Raw genomic sequence first — 24391 nt, 5'->3', positions numbered from 1 at the left:
TTTCAGATCATCGTAAGATCATTGCATAGGATGCGTATTTCAGGATGTTGCCGTCCGATACATCATGCGTGATCCCGGATTGGTATATGAAGCGTAACCCTCAATGCACGCTGCATCTGGATCATTCTTCATGCGCTGAAACTGAACTTCATACGCAATAACGGAACGGATTTGGGGCAAGTAATCCGACTGGCGGATACGTTCCGTCAGTTCTCGCCGAGGCGGTGCGTGCGATGCCTTGTTTTATCAGGGAATTGCGCCGCAAGGCTTAGACCACGCTTCATCAGTAACGGTTACCTGCACTGCAAACTACAGGCAGAACCCTTGACCTGTGAAATGCGCAACGCAGCCGTAACGGCTAAATGTTGCAACTTGGTGCCTTGCGAAAGTCAACGTTGGTGAACGGACCAAGTGATTGCGTGCAATCACTTTCCAGGTCCATCTTGTGGGACAGGCAGCCCCTGCGCAACGCGACATTCTCGTCGGGAGCCCGTCAGCACTGTCTTGGCGGATCCCCTTGAATGATAACGGCGGGATGACCGCACATCGGAGAGTCCCGTTGCAGAACGCCGGGCGTGGCCACATATTGCCGGCGAAAACGGCGCTTGAGGCCGGCAATATGGTAATGGGTCGTCGCAAAGGCAGATTTGAAACTCTACCCGTCCCGAACGGCAAACCGCCACGCCTGCCTTTCGGCAAGCATGGCGGCAAACCCTGAAGCTCAGTACCGCGAAGCGGCTGTTACCGAACCGAACGACGCTGGAAAAAGTTGACGATCGCCAAAAGGATCACGGCGCCGACAAAAGCGATCAGCAGGCCGACGATCGAGAATTCCTGAACGCTGCCACGAATGCCGAGCAGCGGACCCGCCAGCGCATTGCCGATGACCGAGCCTACACAGCCCACAACGATGTTGAGGATGATGCCCATGGAAGCGTCGCGCTTCATGACCATGCTTGCCAACCAGCCAGCGATGCCGCCTACGATAAGTGCAATAATCCAACCCATCCGAAAACTCCTTCAATGGTGTGTTCGGGCTACCTGACTGCCGCAAGACAAGCCTGATAAGCCCCCCTTTTTTCCGACAAACCGCGACTTGACACCGCCGTTTCCCGACTGCCGTGCCGAGATTACCGACATGGCTTGAGGATTGAACCCCGCGAACGCGATTACGTTGCCGTCCGGCGGTAAATTGTTAGCGTCGGCGTTAAATAGCCGCCGTCATGTTGCAGTTGGCGAGGAGGGGAAGAAGCATTGCTTCACGGCATCGGTGATTCTCACCGGCCTTTTTGACTGGCGATCAATGCAACACCAGCGGGACTTGACCGTACTGATCACGTCTTCGCCGCGCCGCACGATCGTTTCGTAAAACGCACTCTCGCGCTTCACGCTCTCCAGCCGCAGATATGCCACCAGCCGGTCGGTCAGGAGAGCAGGCTTGCGATACGTGATCTCGTGTTTCAGCGCGATCCACTGATAGGCAGCCAACGCCTGCGCAGAGGCGATGCGCTGCCAGTGATCCACCACCGCGGCCTGTATCCATTTGAGATAAGAGGCATTGTTGACGTGCCCCATAAAATCGATGTCGTCATCGTGGATCTCGACAGCGTACTCGTGTAGATGCGGTTCGGTCATGCTCGTCTCACGTCGTGGCGAATTGATAGTCGGCCGCGTCCATACAACGCTCCGACACCGTCCGAAACCGTCAGCGCGATAGATACCGTGCAAGATCATCGCTTCCGCCGACACGCTCGCCGTCTATGAAGACCTGTGGCGTGGTCTCGACGCCGTGCGTCTCCTCGAAGGCATCAACCTCCGCGCGGGACGACAGAACCGTATCATGAACTTCATAGCCGGCATCTTCCAACATCTGCTTTGCGCGCAAGCCGAACGGGCAAGTGTGATCGGGCAGCACCATGCGGTACAGTTCAGCGGTTTTGGCGGCAGGCATATCAGTCTCCAGAAAAAGGGGCGCGGCGGGCCACAGGTTCATCAAGCGCGTGAGCCGGCCATTCGTTGCGAGCCACCACCTGCTTGCAGATGGAGATGCCTTGCATCAGGACTGTAGGCATGTGGACAAAGCGGAAGATCTTTTTTGACGGTGGTTGCCGACCCAATCCCGGCCCGATCGAAGCGGCGGTGGTGCTGCGCGGCAAAACACACCTTTTTGACAATCTGGGCAGCGGGAACAACGCCGATGCGGAATGGCTTGCGCTGATCTGCGCGTTGGAAGTCAGCGAATCCGCATTGCTTCTGGGGGCCGAATTTATCGGAGATGCTCTCCCCGTAATTCGCCACGCCAATACCATACTGCAAAGCGGCATAGCATCGGACGCGCGCAGCGAGCGTTTCCTTGCACTTGCCGAGCTTGTAAAGCCGTCAAGGATCCGCTGGATCAAGCGGGAGCAGAACCTGGCCGGCATCGCGCTGGCTGCGCGTCACCCCCGTTGAACAAGCGAGTTCCGCTCCAGCCGCGCGGCGTATGCTGCATGTTTTCATGCGCAGCATAAGCCCCTGATGCTTCACTCTCCAAATACGTTTTCTGTCTTGGCTTTCTTACGAAAGCGATGAAGTAACGGCTCGGTATAACCGTTGGGCTGCTGCAGCCCTTCGAAAATAAGCGCGCGGGCTGCCTGAAATGCAACGCTGTGCGCTTCATGCCCGCTCATCGGCCGATACGCAGGATCGCCCGCGTTCTGCGCGTCCACCTTTGCGGCCATGCGCTGCAGCGCGGCGTCCACGTCTGCGGGGGAGCATACGCCGTGAAGCATCCAGTTCGCCATATGCTGCGATGATATGCGCAAGGTGGCGCGGTCTTCCATCAGGCCAACGTCGTGAATGTCCGGTACCTTAGAGCAGCCCACGCCCTGATCGATCCAGCGAACCACGTAGCCCAGAATGCCCTGCGCGTTGTTATCCAACTCGTCGCGAATGTCCTGTTCGGACCAGTTGACGCCGCGCGCCAGAGGCAGGGTCAGCAGGCTCTCCAGAGCGGCCGGCCCTTCGGTCCGGCGCTCATGCTGGCGGGCGAACACGTCAATGGCGTGATAATGGGTGGCGTGCAACGTGGCTGCCGTGGGCGAAGGCACCCACGCCGTATTCGCGCCTGTTGCCGGATGCGCCACCTTTTGCTGCAGCATATCGGCCATGCGATCGGGCGCGGCCCACATACCCTTGCCGATCTGCGCTTTCCCGGAAAGCCCGCAGGCCAGCCCGATCTGCACGTTGCGATCCTCATACGCGGCAATCCACGTCGAGGCCTTCATACCCCCCTTACGCACCATTGGTCCTGCGTGCATCGACGTATGGATTTCATCTCCGGTACGGTCCAGAAAACCGGTATTGATGAACACGATACGGCCGCGCACCGCTTCGATGCAGGCAGCAAGATTGGCGGACGTTCGGCGCTCCTCATCCATCACGCCAATTTTCAGAACGTGACGGTCAAGTCCCAGCATGTCTTCGATGGCATCGAATAGGTCGTTGGCGAAAGCCGCCTCCTCAGGCCCGTGCATCTTGGGTTTGACGATGTAGATGCTGCCCTTTCGGCTGTTGACCAACCGCCCGTTGCGCCGAAGATCGTGCAACGCGATTGCTGTGGTGACGATGCCATCGAGGATACCTTCCGGCGCCTCGGTGCCGTCGGCAAGCAGGACCGCCGGCGTTGTCATCAAATGACCGACATTACGCACGAACAGCAAGCTGCGGCCCGGCAATGTGAAAGCGCGACCGTCGGCGGCTTGATACATGCGATCGGGATTGAGGCGGCGCGTGACGAGCGCCCCATTCTTTTCGAAGATATCCTCAAGATCGCCTTTCATGAGCCCCAGCCAGTTGGTGTAGGCTGCAACTTTATCTGCAGCATCGACTGCAGCAACAGAGTCTTCCAGATCGATGATCGCGGACAGCGCCGATTCCAGGATGACGTCAGCAAGGTTGGCGGGGTCTGACTTGCCAATGGGATGATTGGCGTCAATCACCAGTTCGATGTGAAGTCCGTTATGCCGCAACAGGTAGTTATCGCCGGCGCGACCGACCAATTGCGAAGGGTCGCGCAGGTCTGGCGGCCCGCCTGCCCAGTCTTGCCACCGCCCTTGCGCCAAGGGCACGGCGTCATCGAGGAACGCTTTTGCCCAGGCAATGACTTTTGCGCCGCGCTCGGCATCGTAGCTGCCAGAAGCCGGCGTGCCTGGAATAGCATCGGTGCCATACAATGCATCGTACAGGCTGCCCCAGCGGGCATTGGCGGCGTTCAGCACGAACCGGGCGTTGAGCGCCGGCACGACCAGCTGCGGACCTGCCAGCGTGGCAAGCTCGGCATCGACATTGTCGGTCGAGATCGTGAACGGCGCGGGTTCGGGAACCAGATAACCGATCTGTTCCAAGAAGTGGGTGTAGGCCGCCGGATCGCCTATCGCGCGGCCCGACTCGGCCTGATGCCACGCATCGATGCGCGCCTGCAGGTGATCCCGCGTGCGAAGCAGCGCCCGGTTACGCGGCGTAAAGCGCGTAAACACTTCGGCAAAGCCGGACCAGAACGTAGCGGCAGCCAGGCCTGTTCCCGGCAGCACCTGTTCATCGACGAACCGGACCAGCTGGGGATCGACCCGAACTCCGCCCTTTTCGATCATGCCATTCATGTCCACCGCTCCTTCGCCAAAACTTGATGCTGGTCAGCGCGATGATGGACATAGACCGATTCCATTCCCTTGATTAGACGGAACAGAATTGAAGGATAATTTCTTTCCAGGAAATAATAATGGACGCCGATCTTCCTCTTTTTGTCAAAGTCGCAGAACTGGGCAGTTTCTCTGCAGCGGGTCAGGCGCTGGGCATATCGGCTGCCATGATGTCAAAACGCATTATGCGCCTAGAAGCGCGCCTGGGCGCGCGTCTGCTGCACAGAACGACGCGCAAAGTCGCTTTGACGGACACCGGCGCCCAGCTTTTCCACGAGCTGACCGCCATCATGGAAGCGCTCACGGCGGCGGAGCAGCGCGTAACCAACCGCACCCGGTTGCCGTCCGGTCCCTTGAGAGTTGCGGCGCCCACGTCCTTCGGGCGGCTGCACGTCGCGCCGCTGATCGGCCCGTTCCTGGCCGCATATCCGCGCGTCCAGCTGCATCTGCGCTTGTCAGACGCCTATGTCGATCTGCTAGACGGCCGTTTCGACGTGGCTGTCCGCGTGACGAGCGCAATACCGCCCAACCTGCAGGCCCGGCGTCTAGCCGCGAACCGCCGCATTCTATGCGCCAGTCCTGCCTATCTTGCGGCCTATGGCGCGCCGCGCCATTTGCAGGACCTGGCCGAACACAGGCTGCTCGCCGCCGATGGCCAGCTTCCGTGGCAACTGGTTTTCGGCACGCGCCGCAAAACCGTTGAGGGCACCAGCTTTGTGCGGACCAATTCCAGCGAGATCGTGCGCGAGCTTGCCACAAGCGGGCTGGGCATTGCCCTGCGCTCTTTATGGGACGTGCAGGATCTGCTCAATGATGGGCGACTCCATCCCGTCCTGCCAGGTTGGGAAGGGCCAGCCGATCTGGCGATCTATGCAGTTCATCCCAAGGGTCCGGGCCAACCGGCGGCTGTCCAGGCTTTCACCGACTTTCTGCGGGATGCGTTTGCACATGCCCACTGGAACGAAAACGGTAGTGCGCGGCAGTAATTGCCTGCCCCGCGTCAGTTTTTGGCGGAATTCACCGGTGGCTTGTCCGGACCATCGACGGCGCCCGGCCGGTTTGGCGTGGATTGCGACCCGCCGTCAAGCGCGCCGCCCTTCTTGCCCGCAGTAGGCATGCCAGGGCCGTAGACCTGGATCGGGTCAGGCGTCACCCGGCCGTGCAACGCATCGATTTCGGCCTTGCGCTGCTTGAGGTACAGATCGCGATAATAGGCGTAAGGATTACCTTGCGCACGAATATCCTTGAGCGTTTCGTCAAAAGCTGCGCGTTCGCCAAGCTGATTGAGGATGGACATCGGGATGACCACAGCAGGTTCGGTTAACGGTTTGCCAACGAGGGCAGGCACCAGAGCATTGTCTACTGTGTCGCCGATGATATCGCGCAACGTGGTTGGGCCGACAAGCGGAAGGTACATATAGGGTCCCGGCCCGACGCCGTAGTAGCCAAGGACGTTGGAAAGACCGTTCTGGTGGAATGGCAGGTTGAACGGCTTGCGCTTGGCGCGGTCCACCAAGCCGCCGATACCCAACGTGGTGTTGATCACGAAGCGCCCCGCTGTTTCCGCGGCTTTGCCGGGCTTCAGCTCAAGCAGATATGCAACGAACACCACGGGTTCATTGAGATTAGAGAAGAAATTGCGCAGGCCCTGCCGGACCGGGCGAGGCAATCCCTTGTTGTAGACTTCAGCAACAGGTCCGATCAGCGCACTGTCTACCGCCTGCACCGCTTTGAACGACTGCTCGTTCACCCGCTCAAGCGGGTCACCGGGCGGTGGCGGCTTGCGGCGCATGACTATGATGTCAGAGCCCTGCGTAGCCGGCTCCGTTGCAGCGGTGGTAAGCGGCGGCATCGCGGATGATGCGGATGGATCCGGCAGTACCGAGCCGCCCGGCGAGGCGCTTGGCACGATATCCGTCGACGTCCCCTGAAACACCGGCAATGTCACGATCGGGGTGGTAGGCGTAGTCCTGGTTACTGCGTCCGGAGCGGGGCCGGCGGCACTCATCAGCAACGTGACAGCGGCGGCCGTCAAACTCATATCGTCGTCCTTGCGGGCAGCCTTTTCCACAATCGGAATCGCTGCCGTCTACGTAACGCCTAAGCCGCACAGTTACCCATTGCGAAATGAGCATCTTGGACGCGCTAGGCGCAACAGCGTTTGGCGTCAATTGCAACCCGTGTCGCTCAGTTGTAACGGATTGCGCCATCAGCCCCCGCGCGAAAGCCCCGCCGCCGCGAGGCTTTCGATCAGTTACGATCAGGACGATGCGGTTTTTGGTGCCCGTGCCATCCGTTTGGCTTTGCCGGGTGCTGCAACTTTGTCGCCTGATGCAGCCTCTGCGCTCTTTGCAGAAGGTGCGGCTGCGGCCTGGGTTGATGGCTTGCTGGCCCGCTTTGCCTTAACCGAAGCGGCAGGCTCTGCCTTGGGCGTGCTTGCGGCCGCGGGCTTGGCACCATCCGCCTTGGCCGCAGGTGCCTTGCGCGCCAGCTTGGGAGATTTAGCGGGAGCAGGAGGGGCTGCCGGAACCTCCGCAGCCGCAGACTGAGCAACCGCTGTCCGGCGCCGCCCGCCAAGACCGATCTTCTCCGCAATCTCGCGCCGGCGGGCAGCAAACGTGGGGGCTACCATCGGATAACTTGCTGGCAGGCCGTAGCGCTCGCGATATTCGGCGGGGGTCAGGCCATGCGTTGCCAAGTGACGCTTGAGGGTTTTGTAAGGCTTACCATCGACGAGACTGATGATGTGATCGGGCGACGCCAGGCTTTTACGAACCGATACTGCCGGCGTATACGTAGGGGCTGCCGGTTCTGATACGGGCGAAGCGGCCTCTTCGGTAAGCGCCGCGCGGGTGGACCGGATCAGCCCAGCCAGATCATCCGACGCGATTGTATTGTTGGCCAGATATGCGCTGAGCAATTGAACGGTCAGCGCCGCGATATCGGATGCACTTTCGGTTTCAGACATCATTGTCGCCCTTTTTATTTTCGGCACAATCATTCGACTTCCGTGACAGCAAATCAAGCCTAAATGCTGGGACGCCAACGGCAAACACGCAAAAACACCAGTACCGCACATCCATTCCAGGCAATCCGACCTTGATCGGGCTATGTCTTGGATTGTTCGTCGTCGGCCTGGCGTGCTTTTGCGCCGGGATCTTCGCCCGGAAAATAGTTGCCTGCCGCCAATTCCAGCCGTTGCGGAACGGTGCCGATATCTATGCCTTCGTCGCCAAAGTTGCGCAGCAGCTGCAGCAGTACCGCGCTGCGCGTGCGGTATACTTCGCGCGGCGAATTGACGTGCGCAAAGCAGTTGAACATAATCCGCCCGTCCGCAATGGAATCCACGTAGGCCACCGGGGCGGGATCCGCTATGATCGCTTGTTGCGCCTCGAACACCCGCAGCACGATGCCGGCCACCGTATCTACATCCACCTCCAGTGGGACGGAAAACTGCACCTGAATACGGCCCAGCGGACTGGACAAAGTCTTGTTCAGCACGCTTTTCGTAATCAGTTCGGAGTTGGGAACGATCAATGTCGAATGATCGGGCAGCGTGATTTCGGTGGATCGCACGCTGATCCTTTTCACATCCCCTTCATCGGTGCCAACGCGCACCCAGTCCCCGATCTTAATGGGGCGTTCGGCCAGCAGGATAAGCCCTGAAACAAAGTTCTGGGTAATGGCCTGAAGACCAAAACCGATACCGACGGACAGTGCCGAAAGCAGCAGCGCGATGCGCTCCACCCCGATGCCCATCGCGGCCAGAGCCCAGATGATGACGATGGACAAGGCAACGTAACGCGCCACCAGACTTGCCGAGTTACGGGCGGATCCGTCAAGGTCAGTGGCTGGCAGGTAACGCTTTTCAAGCCAGCCCATGAACGCGCGTACAATGGCAAGGCCAACGGCACATACGATGATGGCCCGCAGTACCGCGCCGGGCGAGATGGTGACCCCGCCGATCTCGAAACCAGTGCTCAGATCCCGGATACGACCGGCAATACTGGCGAGCCCCTCTCCTCCGCCGAACGGGGACATCGCAAGGCCCAGCGCCAGCAATACCAGCACCAGCCGAACGACCGCCGATATCAGCACGCCGAGTTGATCTACAAAGCTGGCCCGCACCCCGACGCTACGCGTAAGCGTAACGCCAAGCCGGCTATCGCGATGGAACAGCACCGTCGCCGCATCGTCTGCGGTGCCCAGCAAAAGATACAAGGCCCCGCCAAGGATGGCGACCCAGATGATCATACGCGATACGATCAGGCTGAACGCGACATAGCCGGTGGCAAGTGACACGAGCGCGCCGATAACCAGCGCCCAGGCCAGCAGTGTTGCCGCCGCGATGCCGGCGCCCGGCGTAATGCCGTCCGCCTCCTCGCGTTCGGCCCGCAGTGCCCGCAATCGGCCCATGATGACCAGAGCGGTGGCAACCCAGACCAGATGGACCAGTGCCTCGGCCATCTGCCAACCGATCGTGGTGGCGCCGCTGGCGCCGATCGCCCGTATCGCCGCATCGCCAAGGCCACTGGCAAATGCGATCAGCCCCAGCGGCCAGGACAGCGCTCGTAACCGGTCGGCCGTCTCGTCAGTGAGTGGGGCAACCCGCCAGGACGGCTGGCCGCGCATCAGGATTGCGCCCGACAGGGCGACGGTAAAGGCGGCGAAGCCGACTGACGCCACGAAACCGTCCAGCAAGGTGTCCCACCGCTGCGGCAAAAGGCCCGCCCAACGAAAGCCCTGCACGACACTGGCCGCGCCCAGCAACGGGGCAATGGTGCCGATCAGCGTGCGCCACAAGGCATAAAGCTGGCGACGGATGCGGTGCCCCGGAGCGCTGCCGATCAGATACCGTTGCCCCAGATTGCGCCCGACGATCCTGACGGGGAACGTGATGATGAACGCCAGCGCGGCACCCACAAACGCCTGCCAAGGTATGCCCCCGCGCCATTGGCTGCGGATCTGCTCACCGCCTTGCCGCGCGAACAGGCCGATGCGGCGCACGTCACGCGGCAAGGCTTCGAGCAGATCGGACCAGAACGCCGGCGAGAGGGGCGACAAGGTCCGGGTAGACAAGCGCGCGTTCAACTGCTGCGCCCGGGTGCGGTCGATCTCGTCAAGCAGCTGCTGCGCTTCCACGGTCGCAAGCTTGGCGCGCTTGGCCGCTGCATCCAGGATTGCACGGTCGCTCGCCAACGTCTTGCGCTGGGCGGTAATTTCCGGCGCCTCGGAGACGCCGGGCGTAGGCGTGCCAAGACCGCTCAGACGCGCGTCCACCAGCGTCATCTGATCATCAAGATCGCCTTGCGCCGTTTCCAGAGAGTCTTGCGCCGCAGCGGCTTTGGCGCGCAGGGCCGCGCGAACATCGGGGTCCACCCGGCTGTCCAGCGCACCGTCCACATCGCGCAGATCGCGTTCGGCCTGATTGATGACGGTGGCCGGGTTTTCCGCTGTCCTTGTATCCGCAACGGCTGGTGCGGCCAGGGCGATCAACGCAGCGAAAATCAGAGGGCGCAGGATGACGTGTCTCGCAACAGGAAGCAAAGCGCCTTAAAACCGGGGTTGCTGCACAGCGCAAGCCGCAAATTGGCATGGCTTACGCCCTGCGCGTTGCGCCGGCCTCAGCGCTTGCAGGCAAACCACACGAGATGCTCGGGATCTTCGCCGCCGGGCCGGTCGCCGGTCCTGGCCTCCACCGGGACTTCCTCTACGGTGAAACCGGCCTTTGCCAGCAAGTCCGCGAAGACTTTGTCAGGCGTGGCGGACCATACGGCAAGAATGCCGCCCGGGCGCAACGCCGCTTTGGCCGATTGCAGTCCGTTTTCGGAATAGAGCCAGTCGTTTGGGCGCCGGGTCAACCCTTCGGGCCCATTGTCCACGTCGAGCAAGATCGCGTCGTAGCCTTCGCGCGCGGCGTCGATCAGCATCGCAACATCGTCCTGTACCAACAACACGCGCGGGTCGTCGAGGCAGCCTGCGGTCAACCGCCGCATCGGGCCATGCGCCCATTCGATAATTTCGGGGACGAGCTCGGCAACGGTGATACTCGCCTCGCTGCCCAGCACCTCAAGCGCTGCACGCAGGGTGAAGCCCATGCCGTAGCCACCGATGAGCAACTGCGGACGAACGCGATCAATGAGACGGGAACAAGTCAACGTGGCAAGCGCTTCTTCCGAAGCGTACAGGTCGGTGCTCATCAGCTCGTTACGGTCGAGCAGGATCGCGAAATCATCGCCATTGCGCACGAGGCGCAATTCCACGCCATCCGGCACCTGTGCAACCGCGACGAGTTGGTCTTCCGATAACGAAGCGTAAGTATTGCCCGTCATCGGAACACCTTTCTGACCGGCAGGATTATTTCCTGCGTGCCTTGCGCGCGGCATAACGCGCATCGCGCGCAGCCTTGCGTTCTTCTTCGGTGAGTTCGGGGGGCGGCGCTGCGGCGGCGGCGGCCTGCGCCGCGCGTTCGGCTTCCGCTGCCTTTTCAGCAATCGCGGCTTCGCGGGCTGCCTTCACGGCTTCGCGCTTTTCGGCCTGAGCCTTTTCACGCGCTTCGGCCTTGGCGATGCGTTCCGCCTGCACTGCCGGGTCGATCGGGGCTTTCGCCTTCAGCGCGGCCAGCGCCTTGGCACGGGCCTGCGCGGCGGCATTGCGCCGATCCTCGACACCCGGTTCCTTGTATCCTGCCATTACCTGCTACCTGAATTTCTTGATATCGCGACGAAGCGGGGGAAGGCGACCCGAAGGCCGCCTTCCCGCACCGCTCCCGCCAGATCGACGTGGATCAGGCTGCCTGCAGGTTCACTGCAGACGTCTTGCCACGACGATCGGTCTCGAGCTCGTAAGACACGCGCTGACCCTTGTCGAGGGTGCGCAGGCCGGCGCGCTCAACCGCCGAAATGTGCACGAAAGCGTCGTCGCCGCCGGTTTCGGGTGCAATGAAGCCATAGCCCTTGTCGGCGTTGAAGAACTTGACGGTTCCGGTAATCATAGACGTATTCCTTGTCTGTATTAGCAGGTGTGCGCCAACGTGGCGCGACCCGGCGTCTTGAAGCAACTTATGGACAAGGGAACGGCTGAGCGGCCCGAATCCGTCGATGGCGACGTCAGCAATGAAAGTTGTAGCATGCTTGCCCTGCATTGTCACGGGCCGCTGGCACTGAACGCCAAGAAACTGCGCGCCAGGCCACGGAAATGGCTATCGTCCGGGAACTGGATGGGTGGCAGGATGTTACCAATGCAAACAAAACGTAAGCAGACTTTCCAAGGCCCGGCCGTCTTTCCACCCCTCCCCCCTCCCGTGATGGCCGGGTCTTTTTCTCCGTGAAAACGTCGTGTTTTATGCCTATCTCGGGCTATTTGGCAGTCCTGCGTAGCGCTGTCAGATCTATGCCGTGCTTCTTGACCTTGTAATAGAAGGTCTTGCGCGGCACCCCCAGACGCGCGATCGCAGCGCCAATTTCACCTTTTTCCGCCAGCACCGCCGCAATGATCGTTTCGCGCTCGAACGCGTCCAGTTTTTCCGGCAGGGATTCCGATGGCGCATGGCCCGGCTGCGGGCTGGCGACCCCGCTCGGCGCATCGGTCAGGTCAAGTACGACCCGTTCCGCAAAATGCGCCAACTCGCGCACATTCCCCGGCCACTCGTAATTCGCAAGGTGCGCGCGAATAGCGCCCGTGATGACCGGCAAAGGTCGACGCAGGCGCAGGGCTGCAGCGCCGGCCAGATGCGCGAACAACGCCGGCACGTCCTCACGCCGTTCACGCAGTGGCGGCATGCGAAAACGCAGTGCCGTAAGCCGATACAGCAACCCGGGCGCGATCAGATCGCCGGCAACGCCTTCGCCCGCGCCGGCTGTCGCGATCACCCGCAGGTCCAGGGGCAGCGGCTCACGCACGCCCGGTCCGCGCAAGGTCCGTTCTTCGAGCAGCGCGGTCAAGCGCGTCTGCAGACGGCGAGAGGCCTGGTCCACATCGTCCAGAAACAGCGTGCCGCGATTTGCCGAAGCAATGCTCGCCTCCCGGCCGGGCAGGAACAATGCGTCTTCCAGCGCTTCGGGCAGACCTGCGCAAGCGACGGACACGAAGCGATGGCGCGCCCGTTTTCCGGCGCGGTGCACAAGCCTGGCGAACAGTTCTTTGCCGGTGCCCGTCTCGCCCTCGATGAACACCTCGATGTCGGCATTGGCGAGCGTGGGGATCATCGCGCGCAGGCGGCGGATCGGCTCGGACTGGCCGACCAGCCCTGAAGGCTCCTCGTCCTGCGCCGCCGCCCGCAGCCGCCGGTTGTCCAGCGCCAGCGCCCGCGCCGTGGACGCGCGATCGGCGGCAGCAACAAGCGCTTGGGGATCGAACGGCTTGGTAAGGAAATCCCACGCCCCCGCCTTCAGCGCATCGACCGCCATTGCCACATCGCCGTGCCCAGTAACCAGAATGACCGGAAGATCGGGATCGCGTTCGTGCAGGGTGCGAAACAATTCGACCCCCGAGACATGCGGCATGCGCACGTCGGTAACGACGATCCCCGGCCAATCCGCCCCGATGGCGTCAAGGGCCGCGCCGGCACCCGCAAACACCTCCACGCCAAAGCCTGCCAGTCGCAGCAATTGCGCGGTGGACCGGCGCATGTCCTCGTCATCGTCGACCAGAGCGACGTGCCGCGCGTTCGCCATTGTGCTCATGCCCGCCTCAGCAAGATGGCGAAGCACGCGCCGTGCGATGCCGGCGCCAGACCCAGAGCACCACCAAAATCCTCCATGATGTCCTTGGCGATTACCAGCCCCAGGCCCAGGCCGGACGCGCGGCTGGTGGCAAAGGGCGTGAACAGTCTCTCGGCAACGTCCGGCGCGATGCCGGGGCCGTTATCAGACACCAGCACGCGCACTGCGTCCCCATCCAACTCCGCCGTCATCGAAATCTGCGGAGTCGGGCTGTCGGCCAGCGCTTCGAGCGCGTTTTGCAACACGTTCACGAAGACCTGCTCCAACCGCACATGACCGCCCAGCACCATCAGGTCCGGGGTGATCGCGGGCCGCTCAAATGCGATGCGGGATAGACCTTCCTTGAGCAGCAGGCAGGCGCCGTCCACCACTTCTGCCAGCGGCACCGGGCCCCCGGCGCGGCTTCCCTTGCGAGCAAACCCCCTAAGCTCTGCGGTGACTTCGCCGATGCGGCCGGCCAGTCTATCGATGGCCTGGAGGTTTTCGCGCACATCCCGGTTTGCGCCAAGGTCCAGCAGCTTTTGACTGCTGGCGGCGTAGTTGCGGATCGCGGCTACGGGTTGTGCGGTTTCATGCGCGACGCTGGCGGTGATCTGGCCAAGCGTTGCCAGGCGATTGGCCTGACGCAGCCCTTCGCGCATTTGCGCGGCCTGACGTTCGGCGGCGGTCCGCTCGTCTATTTCCCGGCGCAGGTCCGCCGTGCGTTCCGCCACCGCGCTTTCCAGCTGCAACGTGCGCTCGCGCCGGCGACGGCGGCGATTTTGCAAGAGCGCTCCGGCCGCGAACAGCGCGAGCACGGCCAATGCCGCCAGACCTTGCGCAATGCGCACTTGTGCGTCGACCGCCTGGCGCAAGGGCAAGGCGAGATGCGCGCGCCATCCGCTTGCATCCGGCGGGGTAGACAGCAGCAGCCATTCGCCGCGCGTGCCGGCGATAGCGATGCGACCGTGACCCATTCGTGTGAACGGCGTGGCAGCCAGCGCGGGAACGCCGATCCGCTCACGGGCAGTACGCGCCTGGGTCGGTGTAAGCGCAGAGGTTCGGGCAAAGCGCCAGGCGGGCCGGCTGGTGACGACGATCACGCCGTCCCGGTCGGTTACGAACGTGACGCCCGTTGCAGCCCGCCACTGCGCCTCCACCCGGTCGAACTCCAGCTTGACCACCACCACGCTGCCCCCGGCTGCGCGGCGGGCCAGATACAAGCCAGGCTTGCCGCTGACGGTGCCCAGCGCAAACTGCTCCGCCTCCCCGCGCACTACCGCATCATGAAAATAGGGACGAAATCCGTAATTCCTGCCGATGAAGCTGTGCGGGTCGCGCCAGTTGCTGGCCGACAGGGTCAAACCATCGCCGCGAATGACGTAGATGACCGCAGCGCCGACATCGCGCGCCAGATGCTCCAGCTTCGCGTTCATCACCGCCCGCGCGCCCGGCTTGCCCTGCACAGTCGCCACCAGATCCCGGTCGTCCCCTAACGCGAGCGGCAACAGCCGAAACCGGGCGACCTCGCTGGCGAGCAACGCCTGCCGCAATTTTACGTCAGCCATCGTTTGCGCCGCAAAGCGCGCTGTCAGCTCCCGGCGCATCACCGCTCCGGTGACGGAAACCGCCGTTACGGCGCATGCAAGCGCGGCAATAAGCGAGAGAAAGGTTCGTGCCCGGACCATGCGGATCCATGTATCGACAAGCACGTGCATGTGCAACTTTTGGCACACCTTGACCAGAAAGCGGGCAACATCTTGCACATGGACGGTCGATCTATCTAATTATACTATTGACAAATATACATTTTCCTGGTTACGCGCTTTTCCTTTGCGCGCAGCGAAAGCGCGGGCACTCTGCCGGCATTGAACGAGTACCGCCTAGGGCGGGACCGGTCTGAGAGGATGACAGGGCTTTCGCATGCACTATGAACCGACCATTCCCGCCAGCCACACCGCGCCAGGGCGCTGGTACACCCACCTTTACGTGCAGGTGATCGTTGCGATCACCGCTGGCGTCCTGCTGGGCCACTTCTATCCGGTTGCCGGCGAAAGCCTGAAGCCGGTGGGTGACATGTTCATCAAGTTGGTGAAGATGGTCATCGCGCCGGTGATCTTCCTCACCATCGTGACCGGCATCGCCGGCATGCGAGACCTGGGTTCCGTCGGCCGCGTGGCGCTCAAGGCGTTCGCCTATTTCCTGTTTTTCTCCACGCTGGCGCTGATCATCGGCCTGATCGTGGCGAACGTGGTGCGCCCCGGCGCGGGGTTCAACATCGATCCCGCCACGCTCGATGCCGGCAAGATCGTCCAGTATTCGCAAAAAGCACATGAAACCACGCTGGTCGGGTTTCTGAACGGCATGATCCCGGACACGCTCGTGTCCGCGCTGGCGCAGGACAACATCCTGCAGGTGCTGGTCGTGGCGATCCTGTTCGGCGTTTCCCTTGCCTCCATCGGCGATCGCGGCGCGAAAGTGCTGTCGTTGCTCGACGAAGTGTCGATCGTGGTGTTCAAGCTGGTCTCCATCGTGATGAAGGCCGCCCCGATCGGCGCGTTCGGCGCGATGGCGTTTACGATCGGCAAGTATGGTGTAGGCAGCCTTGCCAACCTCGCCCAACTGGTGGCGACATTCTATGCCACCTCGCTGCTGTTCGTCTTCGTGGTTCTGGGCATCGTCGGGCGGCTGTGCGGCTTTTCGATCTTTCGCCTTATCGCTTACCTCAAGGCGGAACTGCTGCTGGTGCTGGGCACGTCGTCATCGGAAAGCGCCCTGCCCGCGCTCATCGAAAAGCTGGAGCGCGCCGGCTGCCCCAAGGCGGTGGTCGGTCTGGTGGTGCCCACCGGCTATTCGTTCAACCTTGATGGAACCAACATCTACATGACGCTGGCGGCCCTGTTCATCGCGCAGGCCTGCAATGTGGACCTGACACTGGGCCAGCAACTGTTGCTGCTGGGTGTAGCGATGCTCTCGTCCAAGGGGGCCGCAGGCGTCACCGGTGCAGGCTTCATCACGCTGGCCGCCACATTGTCGATCGTCCCCTCGGTCCCGGTGGCAGGCATGGCGCTGATCCTGGGCGTGGACCGCTTCATGTCGGAATGTCGCAGCCTGACCAACTTCGTGGGCAATGCGGTGGCAACGATCGTGGTGTCGCGTTGGGAAGGACGGCTGGACCATGCGCAGCTGGACGCGGCGCTGGCCGGGCGGCCATTGCCCGACGCCGTTCTTGCCGCCCCCACCCCCGCTCCGGCGGCCTAAGCAAGGCACCTGTCATGAGCTTCGCGACCGCGCGGCTTGGCGCCGCCACCCTTTCGCTCGCCCTCGCCGGACTGCCGGCGCTGGCCCACAGCGCAGACGGAGCCTACCCCAAGGCGTTCAACGGTGACGGTGCCGTTACCGGCGGCTACTCCCTGTCGCGCTGGGCCGAGGACTGGACCTCCATGGCGGATGCCGACAAGCGCGACGACCCGCTGGACCGCTTGAAATATCTGCCGCTCAACGACGCCGGCGATGTCTACATCACGCTGTCAGGTGAACTGCGGCTGCGCGTCAACGAAACCACCAACCCCAACCTGCGGGACGCCGAGGCGCAGCGCCAGGACATCACCCGCATCGTTGGCGGGGCAGATCTGCATGTCGGCGAACACCTGCGCTTCTACGGCGAAGTGGCGCATGGCGGCCTGGGCGGCCGGAACCTTGGCGTACCCAGCACCAGCCTGCGCAACGATCTGGTGATCCAGCAATCGTTCGCAGAAGGCATGGTGAACATTGGCGGCATGGATGTCGGCGTGCGGTACGGGCGGCAGGAATTCGTCGACGGGCCGAACATCCTGGTATCGCAGCGTGATAACAACACGATCCGCTACACCCTGAACGGCTGGCGCTTCTATGCGCGCGGCAAGACGCTGCGCTTCGGCGCCTTCGACTTTCGGCCTACGTCCTACGGTGAGGACAAGTTCGCAGACGATATCAGCGATCCGGCACGTCGTTTTTCCGGTGCGACCGTTGGCGTGGTGCTGCCCAAGACGTGGCTGGGCGGAAACACTCTCGCCTTTGACACCTTCTTCTGGCGCAGGCGAAACCAGGTAGGCGCATGGGGTGGCCGGATCGGGCCGTCCGAGCGCTATTATCTGGGCGGCTGGTTGCGCGGTGACGTCGGCCCGCTGCAGATCGACTGGTCGGTGAACCGCCAGTGGGGCTACTACATCAACCAGGACATTTCCGCCTGGCAGGGTTTTCTGGCGCAAAGCTACCGCCTGGGTGCCAGCAAGACCGGGCCGCGCGTGGGCCTTCATGTCGATTATGCCAGCGGCGGCGGCGGGTATGGCGATGGCAAGCTGCGCAATGCGTATGCCCCGTTCGGAAACAACATCTATTTCAGCTATCAGCTGTATTTGACGCCTTCCAACCTCGTGGCGGTGACGCCCAATTTCAGCTTCGCCCCATTCAAGAACGCGCGGTTGCTGGCCGAATACGAGTTCGTATGGCGCGATAACGTGAACGATGCTGTGTACCGGGCCAACGGCCAGCCTTTTGCCGGCACGCAAAACTTTCATGCGCGCAAGGTGGCCGACGTAGCGCGTATGCAACTGGCGTGGGCGGTCACGCCGCGCCTGTCCTTCACCGGGCGTTTCGAGCATCTGGCCGCAGGACCAGCGCTGACAGACGCGGCCTATCGCAGTTCCGATTTCCTGTCGGGCTGGATCAGCTTCCGGTTCTGAGCGAGCGGGCGGGCAGCGAACAAACGGACCTTGCCGGCCGGGCAGTATTTCTTGCCTGTCCCGCCTGATTGACGGGAACGCGGGGCCAGCGCATGACGTTCGCACAACCCATGTCTTCCCAAAATCCAACTTCGCGCCGCCGGTGGCTTCCGGGCTTCGGCATCCAGGTCCTGCTGGGCATGATCATCGGCCTGAGCGCCGGGCTGATCGTGCGCCAACTGGACCCTGCGGGACCGTTTGCCAGCGGCGCGATCGCCACGTTCCACACTGTGGCGCAGATATTCGTGCAATTGCTGCGCACGCTGGTGCCACCGCTGGTGTTCACCGCGATCGTTGCGTCAGTGGCGGCGCTGCGCGGACTGGACAATGCGGTGCGGCTGGTGGTCCACACCTTGGGCTGGTTTGCCCTTACCGCGCTGATCGCGGTGTCGATCGGCATTACCTTGGGCGTGCTGATCCAGCCGGGCCTGCACGCCGGCATCGATCCACGCGCGGCACAGACGCCGGCATCTGTGGGCGGGTGGCTGGATTTCCTCAAAGGACTGGTGCCCGCAAACTACCTGGGATTGTCCGCTGCCACGAAGATAGAGGGCGGGGCCGCGACCACCTCGGTGTCGTTCAACGTGCTGCAGGTCATCATCGCCGCGGTCGCCGTGGGCGCGGGTGCGGTGCGGGTGGGCGAAAAGGCCGAACCGTTCCTGACTTTCATGACCTCGGCCAACCTCGTGCTGCGCCAGTTGTTGCGCTGGCTCATCGCGCTGACTCCACTGGGGTCCGCCGCGCTGATCGCGGATGCCGTGATCAATTACGGCTGGGACGCGCTTTCGGCACTAGGCGCGTTCGCGGGCGCGGTCTATCTGGGACTGGCGCTAGTCCTGTTCGGGGTTTACCCGGCCCTGCTGCTGCTCAACCGGATCAGCCCGCTGCGCTTTTTCGCCGTGGCATGGCCCGCCATCCAGATCGGTTTCCTGTCCCGCTCGTCGGTGGGCACCATGCCTGTGACGGAAGAAGTTACGGAACGCATGGGCGTGCCCCGCTCCTACGCCGCCTTCGCGGTGCCGCTGGGCTCGACCACGAAGATGGACGGGTGCGCCGCGATCTATCCCGCCATATCCGCCATATTCGTGGCGCAGTTCTATGGGCTGGTGCTGCACCCGTCGGACTATGCGCTGATCGTGTTCGTCAGCGTGATCGGATCGGCGGCGACGGCTGGCCTTACCGGCGCGGTGGTGATGCTGACGCTCACGCTCTCCACCCTCGGCCTGCCGCTGGAAGGTGTGGGCCTGCTGCTTGCCATCGACCCGATCCTCGACATGGGCCGCACTGCGGTCAACGTGGCGGGACAAGTCCTAGTGCCCACCATAGTGTCGCAGCGGCTGGGCCTGCGTGATGACATACTCATGGGCGTGACAAGGTGACGGCGATATGTTCGAGGTACGCGAAGACGATTTGACGGGGCAGCCGACGCGTGATCTGTTGGCCCTGCATCTTGCAGGGATGCGTGCCAGCTCCCCTCCCGGTAGCGTATTCGCGCTGGATTTGTCAGGCTTGTTGAGCCCCGAAGTAACAGTGTGGACGGCGTGGCAGGGTGATCACATCGCCAGCGTCGGTGCCCTCAAGATGCTCCCGGACGGTAATGGCGAAGTTAAGTCCATGCGCACTGCCCCGGCTTTTGTTCGAAAAGGTGCGGGCGCGGCGATCTTGCAAACGATCATCGCGGCTGCAAAAGCGCGCGGCAACCGCCGTCTCAGCTTGGAAACCGGAAGCGGGTCGTCGTTCCAGCCCGCGCTGGCGCTATATAGCCGGCGCGGCTTCACCAATGGCCCCGCATTCTCCGATTATGTGCCGAGCGACTTCAACCAATTTCTTCATCTGGCACTATAACCCAACGCCCTTGGCAGTAGCCATTGGGGTTTCAAGTTAGACAACGATCAGCAGGCAACCACGTTGATCGCCAGGCCTCCCTGGCTGGTTTCCTTGTACTTGCTGGACATGTCGATGCCGGTCTGGCGCATCGTCTCGATAACCTGATCGAGCGACACGCGCGGGGTTTCACCGGCATGCAGCGCCAGCTTGGCGGCATTCACGGCCTTTACCGCCGCGATGGCGTTGCGTTCTATGCACGGGATCTGGACGAGACCACCAACCGGATCGCACGTGAGCCCCAGGTTGTGTTCCATGCCGATCTCGGCGGCGGCGCAGACCTGTTCCGGCGTGCCACCCCACAGCGCCGCCAGCCCCGCTGCCGCCATCGAGCAGGCAACGCCCACCTCGCCCTGACAGCCCATCTCCGCACCGGAGATCGACGCGCGTTGTTTATACAACAGGCCAATCCCGGCGCAGGTCAGCAGATAACGCCGCGCCCTTGCAACCTGCAACGCCCCGCCCTCGCAACAGTAATGCCGCAGCAGGGAGGGGATGATGCCGGCAGCGCCATTGGTCGGCGCGGTCACCACCCGCCCGCCGCTGGCGTTTTCCTCGTTCACCGCCATGGCGTACAGATTAAGCCAGTCCATCAGCGTTTCCGCCTGATTGTCCTGCGGGCGCGACAGCAGGCTTTCGTAGATGGAACGTGCCCGCCGCCGCACCTTGAGCGGCCCTGGCAGAAATCCGTCACGTGCCAGCCCACGATCGATGCACTGGTTCATGGCATCGGCCACCGCATCCAGCCCGCCCAGCGTTTCCGCCTCGGGCCGCCACACGCCCTCGTTGGCCAGCATGATACCGGCTATGTCCAGCCCGGTGCCGGCGCAAACCTCCAGCAACTGCGCGCCCGATCCGAACGGATGGGGCACCTGCCTGCCGCGCACGACCTGATCGTCAGGCGCGGGCTGCTCAAGCTGGCGGCGCGTGGAGAAAAAGCCGCCGCCGGTCGAAAAATATTCCTGCCGGGTAATCTGCGCGCCGTGTGTGTCGAACGCGGTCAGGACCATGCCGTTGGGGTGAAGATCAGGCATGGCGCTGAAATCGAGGATCAGGTCCATTGCCGGATCGAACGCGATCCGGTGCCGGCCCAGCACGTCTATCTGCCCGGACGCCCTTACTCTGGCCGCGACGTCGACCGCGTGCTGCGGATCGACGTTTTCCGGCGCCAGTCCGCTCAACCCCATCAGGCATGCGTCCGGCGTGCCGTGGCCTTCACCCGTCAACGCCAGCGAGCCTTGCAGTTCCACCAGCACCCGGCCGATCGCATCCAGCCCGGCTGTTTCCTCCACCCCCTGCACAAAGCGGGTGCATATCCGCATCGGTCCGACGGTGTGGGAGCTGGAAGGGCCAAGGCCGATACGAAACAAGTCGAGCGCGGAGATCATCACCGACGCAATAATGGCCTACGCCCAAAAGACTATGCCAATTTTTGCAGTGTCGGCCAGAGCAAGTAAGCGGAGCGATATCTTAACGATTATACCTTAGTGCTCGACCCTCCGCACATCCTCGTGAATTGCATTGTGATCAGTGTGAACAGGTCAGGGCCAGATATCGATCCGTCGGAAAACGTGCTGCGTGAGCAGTATCGCGATCTGCTGCGCCAGATACCCTTGATGTACCTGCTGATGACGATCAACGCTGGCGCGATGGCGTTCGTGGCCAGCCGCGACATGCCCGCCAGCACGGCGCTTGGCATTCCGCTGGTGCTGATCACGCTGGCCGCGGCACGGGCCATCACCTGGATACGCCGGCGCGGGCGCGATGTTTCGGTAGACCGGATGCGCCAGCATATGCGCGGAACGATGATCGGAGCGGCTCTCATCAGCCTGCTGTTCGGGGGCTGGGGGCTTTTGCTTCTTGCCGATGCGGATCCCTCCCGCGCGGGGGCTATCGCGCTGTACATCTTCTTCGGCGCGATGGGCTGCTGCTATTGCCTTCAAGCGCTGCCCCTCGCGGCGCGGCTTGTGGTGCTCACCGGCGCTCTGCCGGTGATCCTCCGACTGCTGCTTTCCGGTGACAGCTACCTGATGGCCATGGGGCTGGTATTTGTGATGGTTGCACTGGTGGTCCTGCGTACGGTCGCTACCAACCACTCCGCGTTTTCCGAGATGCTGCAATCGCGCGCCGAATTGACCGCACTTTTGAGCGCTTTGCAAAAAAGCGAGGAGCATCACCGGTATTCGGTGGATCTCAATCCGCAGCTCCCCTGGATCAGCGATCCTGATGGGTCCATCTGCGAAATAGGTGCCCGCTGGACAGCAATGACCGGCCTCGGCATTGAAGAAGGCATGGGCGAAGGATGGATCAAAGCCGTCCATCCCGAAGACGTGAAACGCGTGCTGGATTCCTGGCACGCCGCACTGCGCATGCAAGACAATCCGATGGTCGACATTCGCTATCGCCTGCGTCAGGCGGACGGGCGTTATCGCTGGGTACGCGGACGATCGGTTCCCCGCTTCGATGCCGATGGAACCATCCTCAAGTGGTACGGCAACCTGGAAGATATCGACGATCAGGTAACGGCCGAGATCGCGCTCCAGCACGCAGCGTATTACGACCCCTTGACCGGGCTGCCGAACCGCGCCCGGTTCGGCCAACAGCTGGAAACAACGCTGGCGCAGGGGCTTGCACGCGGCTGGACGACAGGCGTCGCCGTAATCGATGTGGACAACTTCAAATCCATCAATGACAGCATGGGCCATGCAGCGGGCGATCTCGTCCTCAAGACCGTGGGCGCCCGGCTTACCGCGCAGCTGGCACCTGATGCCATGGCAGCCCGGTTGGGCGGTGACGAATTTGCGCTGATCCTGCCGAACCTGCCAGACGTCCAATGTGAAGCCTTGGTCAGGACCATACTTCAGGCAGTCAGCCAGCCGATCACGGTCGATGAAAGCCTGATCGAGATACGTGTCAGTGCGGGCGCCGCGATGTGGCCGGCGGATGGCGCCAGGCCCGGAGAGATATTGAAAAGCGCCGATCTGGCGCTTTATGCGGCCAAAGCAAAGGGCGCGGGCGATGTCGAACGTTTCCGGCCGGAAATGCGGGATGCCCTTGAAGCCCGTAAGACGATGTTGCGCCAAGCCCGCATGGCGATCCATGAGGGCCGGATCCTGCCGTTCTACCAGCCAAAGATCGACCTGGCCTGCGGCGATGTCGTGGGGTTCGAAGCGCTGCTGCGCTGGAATCACGACGAGCGCGGCCTGCAGCCGCCGCACACCATAGCTGCGGCCTTCGACGATGGCGCGCTGTCCACGCAGCTGACAGACCGCATGCTCGACATGGTGTTAGCGGACATAACCCGATGGCTGGATGAGGGAAGAAACGTCGGGCGCATCGCGATCAACGGCTCGCCGGTGGATTTCAAGCGGGACGATTTCGCCGAACGCATCCTGAGCCGTTTGCACGCCACGTCCGTCCCGCCTTCAATGCTCGAACTGGAAGTGACCGAAAGCGTATTTCTGGGCCAAGTCTCGGACACCGTGGAGCGCGCGCTGAGGACGCTGTGCGCCGAAGGGGTGACGATCGCGCTTGACGACTTCGGCACCGGCTATGCCTCTCTCACGCATCTCAAGCAGTTTCCGGTCGACGTGTTGAAAATCGACAAGTCGTTCATCTCCAAGCTCGATGCCGCGAACGCGGACGATTTTGCGATCGTGCATGGCGTGATCGATATCGCGCGCCGGATGTCGGTGCGCACTGTGGCCGAAGGCGTGGAAAACCAGGCACAACTCGATCAGTTGTGCGCGCTGGGTTGTGACATCGCCCAAGGCTTCCTGTTCGGCAGCGCGTTGAGTGCGGGCCGGCTGCCAACGTTCATGGACACTTGGCAGCAGGTCCGGCACCAGTATCGCTGGCACGCAGATCGAGGTGTTGCGTCTGGCATCAACCAGCTTTCCAACACCGGATGACCGGCGCGGCGGTGGCACAATAGGGTCGCCAGTCCTTTCGAACCAACCACATATCTCGCCAGCCAGAATATTGGCAGCCTGCCGCGATTGGGAACGCTGCAGCGTCGATAGGCATCATATTGGCCAAGGCCCTTCACGACGGTTCGAAGGCCGTGAGCCGCCCGTCCTCAAAATTCGTTCAACAGGCGTCCCATGCCCTTGATTTTGTCGGTGATGCCGACGGCGCGCAGGGCGTGCCAGTATGTCGCGGTGTTGATGGCGATTACCGGCTTGGCCAGCTTCGCTTCGTATTCGGCTGCCAGATCGACCATCGAGAGGTTGGTGCCGACCTGCACGATCGCGTCGACATCGCTGCCATCGAGGTGGGCGATCACGTCGCGCAAGGTGTCAGGCGTCACTTTGGCGATATCGGTCCAGCGCTTGCACTCCAGCGCCGCGTCCCGCTTCACGGT

Annotated in this window: 20 protein-coding genes and 1 pseudogene; 7 read left to right on the top strand and 14 right to left on the bottom strand. The window is 62.4% G+C overall.

The features are described from left to right. Nucleotides 1-741: 741 nt before the first annotated feature. The 3 genes from ASE49_RS16415 to ASE49_RS16405 form a co-directional block, all read right to left on the bottom strand. The gene (locus ASE49_RS16415; protein WP_056775024.1) at nucleotides 742-1008 is read right to left on the bottom strand and encodes a GlsB/YeaQ/YmgE family stress response membrane protein; all 267 of its coding nucleotides are present in this window, start codon (nucleotides 1006-1008) and stop codon (nucleotides 742-744) included. Between the two features lie 213 nt (nucleotides 1009-1221). Beyond that, entirely contained in the window at nucleotides 1222-1635 is a 414-nt protein-coding gene (locus ASE49_RS16410) for an acyl-CoA thioesterase (protein WP_056775022.1), read from the bottom strand. 70 nt (nucleotides 1636-1705) lie between these two features. Continuing rightward, nucleotides 1706-1993: a glutaredoxin domain-containing protein gene (locus ASE49_RS16405; RefSeq protein WP_235523029.1), complete on the bottom strand. Its 288-nt coding sequence runs from the start codon at nucleotides 1991-1993 to the stop codon at nucleotides 1706-1708. A 77-nt stretch (nucleotides 1994-2070) separates the two neighbouring features. Between ASE49_RS16405 and ASE49_RS16400 the strand changes: the two genes are divergently transcribed. Continuing rightward, entirely contained in the window at nucleotides 2071-2451 is a 381-nt protein-coding gene (locus ASE49_RS16400) for a ribonuclease HI (RefSeq protein WP_200922079.1), read from the top strand. Nucleotides 2452-2522: 71 nt separating this feature from the next. Here the strand turns inward: ASE49_RS16400 and ASE49_RS16395 are convergent, their stop codons facing one another. After that, a complete protein-coding gene (locus ASE49_RS16395) occupies nucleotides 2523-4631 on the bottom strand; it encodes a malate synthase G (RefSeq protein WP_082456545.1) in 2109 nt (702 codons plus the stop codon). Between the two features lie 128 nt (nucleotides 4632-4759). Here ASE49_RS16395 and ASE49_RS16390 point away from each other — a divergent pair, with 128 nt between their 5' ends. Next, on the top strand, nucleotides 4760-5665 hold the full coding sequence (locus ASE49_RS16390; protein WP_056775016.1) for a LysR family transcriptional regulator: 906 nt from the start codon (nucleotides 4760-4762) through the stop codon (nucleotides 5663-5665). A gap of 14 nt (nucleotides 5666-5679) precedes the next feature. Here the strand turns inward: ASE49_RS16390 and ASE49_RS16385 are convergent, their stop codons facing one another. The 8 genes from ASE49_RS16385 to ASE49_RS16350 form a co-directional block, all read right to left on the bottom strand. Further along, nucleotides 5680-6720, bottom strand: a complete 1041-nt coding sequence (locus ASE49_RS16385; RefSeq protein ID WP_082456544.1) for an MlaA family lipoprotein — start codon at nucleotides 6718-6720, stop codon at nucleotides 5680-5682. 219 nt (nucleotides 6721-6939) lie between these two features. After that, nucleotides 6940-7725 (bottom strand): MucR family transcriptional regulator, encoded by a 786-nt coding sequence (locus ASE49_RS16380; protein ID WP_235523028.1) that lies wholly within the window; start codon nucleotides 7723-7725, stop codon nucleotides 6940-6942. Nucleotides 7726-7787: 62 nt separating this feature from the next. Continuing rightward, the gene (locus ASE49_RS16375; protein ID WP_327195771.1) at nucleotides 7788-10175 is read right to left on the bottom strand and encodes a DUF3772 domain-containing protein; all 2388 of its coding nucleotides are present in this window, start codon (nucleotides 10173-10175) and stop codon (nucleotides 7788-7790) included. Between the two features lie 128 nt (nucleotides 10176-10303). Beyond that, nucleotides 10304-11011 (bottom strand): spermidine synthase, encoded by a 708-nt coding sequence (locus ASE49_RS16370; RefSeq protein WP_056775008.1) that lies wholly within the window; start codon nucleotides 11009-11011, stop codon nucleotides 10304-10306. Nucleotides 11012-11036: 25 nt separating this feature from the next. Then, on the bottom strand, nucleotides 11037-11372 hold the full coding sequence (locus tag ASE49_RS16365; RefSeq protein ID WP_056775005.1) for a DUF6481 family protein: 336 nt from the start codon (nucleotides 11370-11372) through the stop codon (nucleotides 11037-11039). Nucleotides 11373-11466: 94 nt separating this feature from the next. After that, on the bottom strand, nucleotides 11467-11673 hold the full coding sequence (locus ASE49_RS16360; protein ID WP_056775003.1) for a cold-shock protein: 207 nt from the start codon (nucleotides 11671-11673) through the stop codon (nucleotides 11467-11469). A 364-nt stretch (nucleotides 11674-12037) separates the two neighbouring features. After that, nucleotides 12038-13363, bottom strand: coding sequence for a sigma-54-dependent transcriptional regulator (locus ASE49_RS16355; protein WP_082456533.1), 1326 nt, complete (start codon nucleotides 13361-13363; stop codon nucleotides 12038-12040). Further along, entirely contained in the window at nucleotides 13360-14949 is a 1590-nt protein-coding gene (locus ASE49_RS16350) for a sensor histidine kinase (RefSeq protein ID WP_235523027.1), read from the bottom strand. The genes ASE49_RS16355 and ASE49_RS16350 overlap by 4 nt, the downstream gene beginning before the upstream one ends. Nucleotides 14950-15304: 355 nt before the next feature. Between ASE49_RS16350 and ASE49_RS16345 the strand changes: the two genes are divergently transcribed. The 4 genes from ASE49_RS16345 to ASE49_RS16330 all read left to right on the top strand — a co-directional run bounded on the left by ASE49_RS16345 (nucleotide 15305) and on the right by ASE49_RS16330 (nucleotide 19989). Continuing rightward, nucleotides 15305-16642, top strand: a complete 1338-nt coding sequence (locus ASE49_RS16345; protein WP_056774998.1) for a dicarboxylate/amino acid:cation symporter — start codon at nucleotides 15305-15307, stop codon at nucleotides 16640-16642. Nucleotides 16643-16656: 14 nt separating this feature from the next. Next, a complete protein-coding gene (locus tag ASE49_RS16340; protein WP_056774996.1) occupies nucleotides 16657-18105 on the top strand; it encodes an alginate export family protein in 1449 nt (482 codons plus the stop codon). 110 nt (nucleotides 18106-18215) lie between these two features. Beyond that, nucleotides 18216-19523, top strand: coding sequence for a dicarboxylate/amino acid:cation symporter (locus ASE49_RS16335; protein ID WP_056775245.1), 1308 nt, complete (start codon nucleotides 18216-18218; stop codon nucleotides 19521-19523). Between the two features lie 7 nt (nucleotides 19524-19530). Beyond that, on the top strand, nucleotides 19531-19989 hold the full coding sequence (locus tag ASE49_RS16330) for a GNAT family N-acetyltransferase (protein ID WP_056774994.1): 459 nt from the start codon (nucleotides 19531-19533) through the stop codon (nucleotides 19987-19989). 47 nt (nucleotides 19990-20036) lie between these two features. On the opposite strand, the gene ASE49_RS16325 is transcribed toward ASE49_RS16330, so the two are convergent. Then, nucleotides 20037-21416 carry an L-serine ammonia-lyase gene (locus tag ASE49_RS16325; protein WP_056774990.1) on the bottom strand — a complete coding sequence of 460 codons (1380 nt, stop codon included), beginning with the start codon at nucleotides 21414-21416 and terminating at the stop codon, nucleotides 20037-20039. A gap of 135 nt (nucleotides 21417-21551) precedes the next feature. On the opposite strand from ASE49_RS16325, the gene ASE49_RS16320 reads away from it, so the two are divergent. Next, nucleotides 21552-23939 (top strand): putative bifunctional diguanylate cyclase/phosphodiesterase, encoded by a 2388-nt coding sequence (locus ASE49_RS16320; protein ID WP_056774988.1) that lies wholly within the window; start codon nucleotides 21552-21554, stop codon nucleotides 23937-23939. Between the two features lie 167 nt (nucleotides 23940-24106). Here ASE49_RS16320 and ASE49_RS18490 read toward each other — a convergent pair. Then, a pseudogene (locus tag ASE49_RS18490) lies at nucleotides 24107-24391 on the bottom strand (arylmalonate decarboxylase); the annotation flags it as partial.

The organism is Novosphingobium sp. Leaf2 (genome assembly GCF_001421325.1).
Lineage (GTDB): Bacteria > Pseudomonadota > Alphaproteobacteria > Sphingomonadales > Sphingomonadaceae > Novosphingobium.
The sequence above is the reverse complement of the archived record's forward strand: the minus strand, read 5'-3'. Positions and strand labels throughout refer to the sequence as shown.

Bases quoted from the DNA above. Each gene is read 5' to 3' on its own strand.
- ASE49_RS16390 (WP_056775016.1), top strand. From the start codon at position 4,760: ATGGACGCCGATCTTCCTCTTTTTGTCAAAGTCGCAGAACTGGGCAGT.
- ASE49_RS16395 (WP_082456545.1), bottom strand. From the start codon at position 4,631: ATGATCGAAAAGGGCGGAGTTCGGGTCGATCCCCAGCTGGTCCGGTTC.
- ASE49_RS16370 (WP_056775008.1), bottom strand. From the start codon at position 11,011: ATGACGGGCAATACTTACGCTTCGTTATCGGAAGACCAACTCGTCGCG.
- ASE49_RS16325 (WP_056774990.1), bottom strand. From the start codon at position 21,416: ATGATCTCCGCGCTCGACTTGTTTCGTATCGGCCTTGGCCCTTCCAGC.
- ASE49_RS16415 (WP_056775024.1), bottom strand. From the start codon at position 1,008: ATGGGTTGGATTATTGCACTTATCGTAGGCGGCATCGCTGGCTGGTTG.
- ASE49_RS16365 (WP_056775005.1), bottom strand. From the start codon at position 11,372: ATGGCAGGATACAAGGAACCGGGTGTCGAGGATCGGCGCAATGCCGCC.
- ASE49_RS16335 (WP_056775245.1), top strand. From the start codon at position 18,216: ATGTCTTCCCAAAATCCAACTTCGCGCCGCCGGTGGCTTCCGGGCTTC.
- ASE49_RS16340 (WP_056774996.1), top strand. From the start codon at position 16,657: ATGAGCTTCGCGACCGCGCGGCTTGGCGCCGCCACCCTTTCGCTCGCC.
- ASE49_RS16400 (WP_200922079.1), top strand. From the start codon at position 2,071: ATGTGGACAAAGCGGAAGATCTTTTTTGACGGTGGTTGCCGACCCAAT.
- ASE49_RS16405 (WP_235523029.1), bottom strand. From the start codon at position 1,993: ATGAACCTGTGGCCCGCCGCGCCCCTTTTTCTGGAGACTGATATGCCT.
- ASE49_RS16345 (WP_056774998.1), top strand. From the start codon at position 15,305: ATGCACTATGAACCGACCATTCCCGCCAGCCACACCGCGCCAGGGCGC.
- ASE49_RS16385 (WP_082456544.1), bottom strand. From the start codon at position 6,720: ATGAGTTTGACGGCCGCCGCTGTCACGTTGCTGATGAGTGCCGCCGGC.
- ASE49_RS16410 (WP_056775022.1), bottom strand. From the start codon at position 1,635: ATGACCGAACCGCATCTACACGAGTACGCTGTCGAGATCCACGATGAC.
- ASE49_RS16330 (WP_056774994.1), top strand. From the start codon at position 19,531: ATGTTCGAGGTACGCGAAGACGATTTGACGGGGCAGCCGACGCGTGAT.
- ASE49_RS16355 (WP_082456533.1), bottom strand. From the start codon at position 13,363: ATGAGCACAATGGCGAACGCGCGGCACGTCGCTCTGGTCGACGATGAC.
- ASE49_RS16360 (WP_056775003.1), bottom strand. From the start codon at position 11,673: ATGATTACCGGAACCGTCAAGTTCTTCAACGCCGACAAGGGCTATGGC.
- ASE49_RS16350 (WP_235523027.1), bottom strand. From the start codon at position 14,949: ATGGCTGACGTAAAATTGCGGCAGGCGTTGCTCGCCAGCGAGGTCGCC.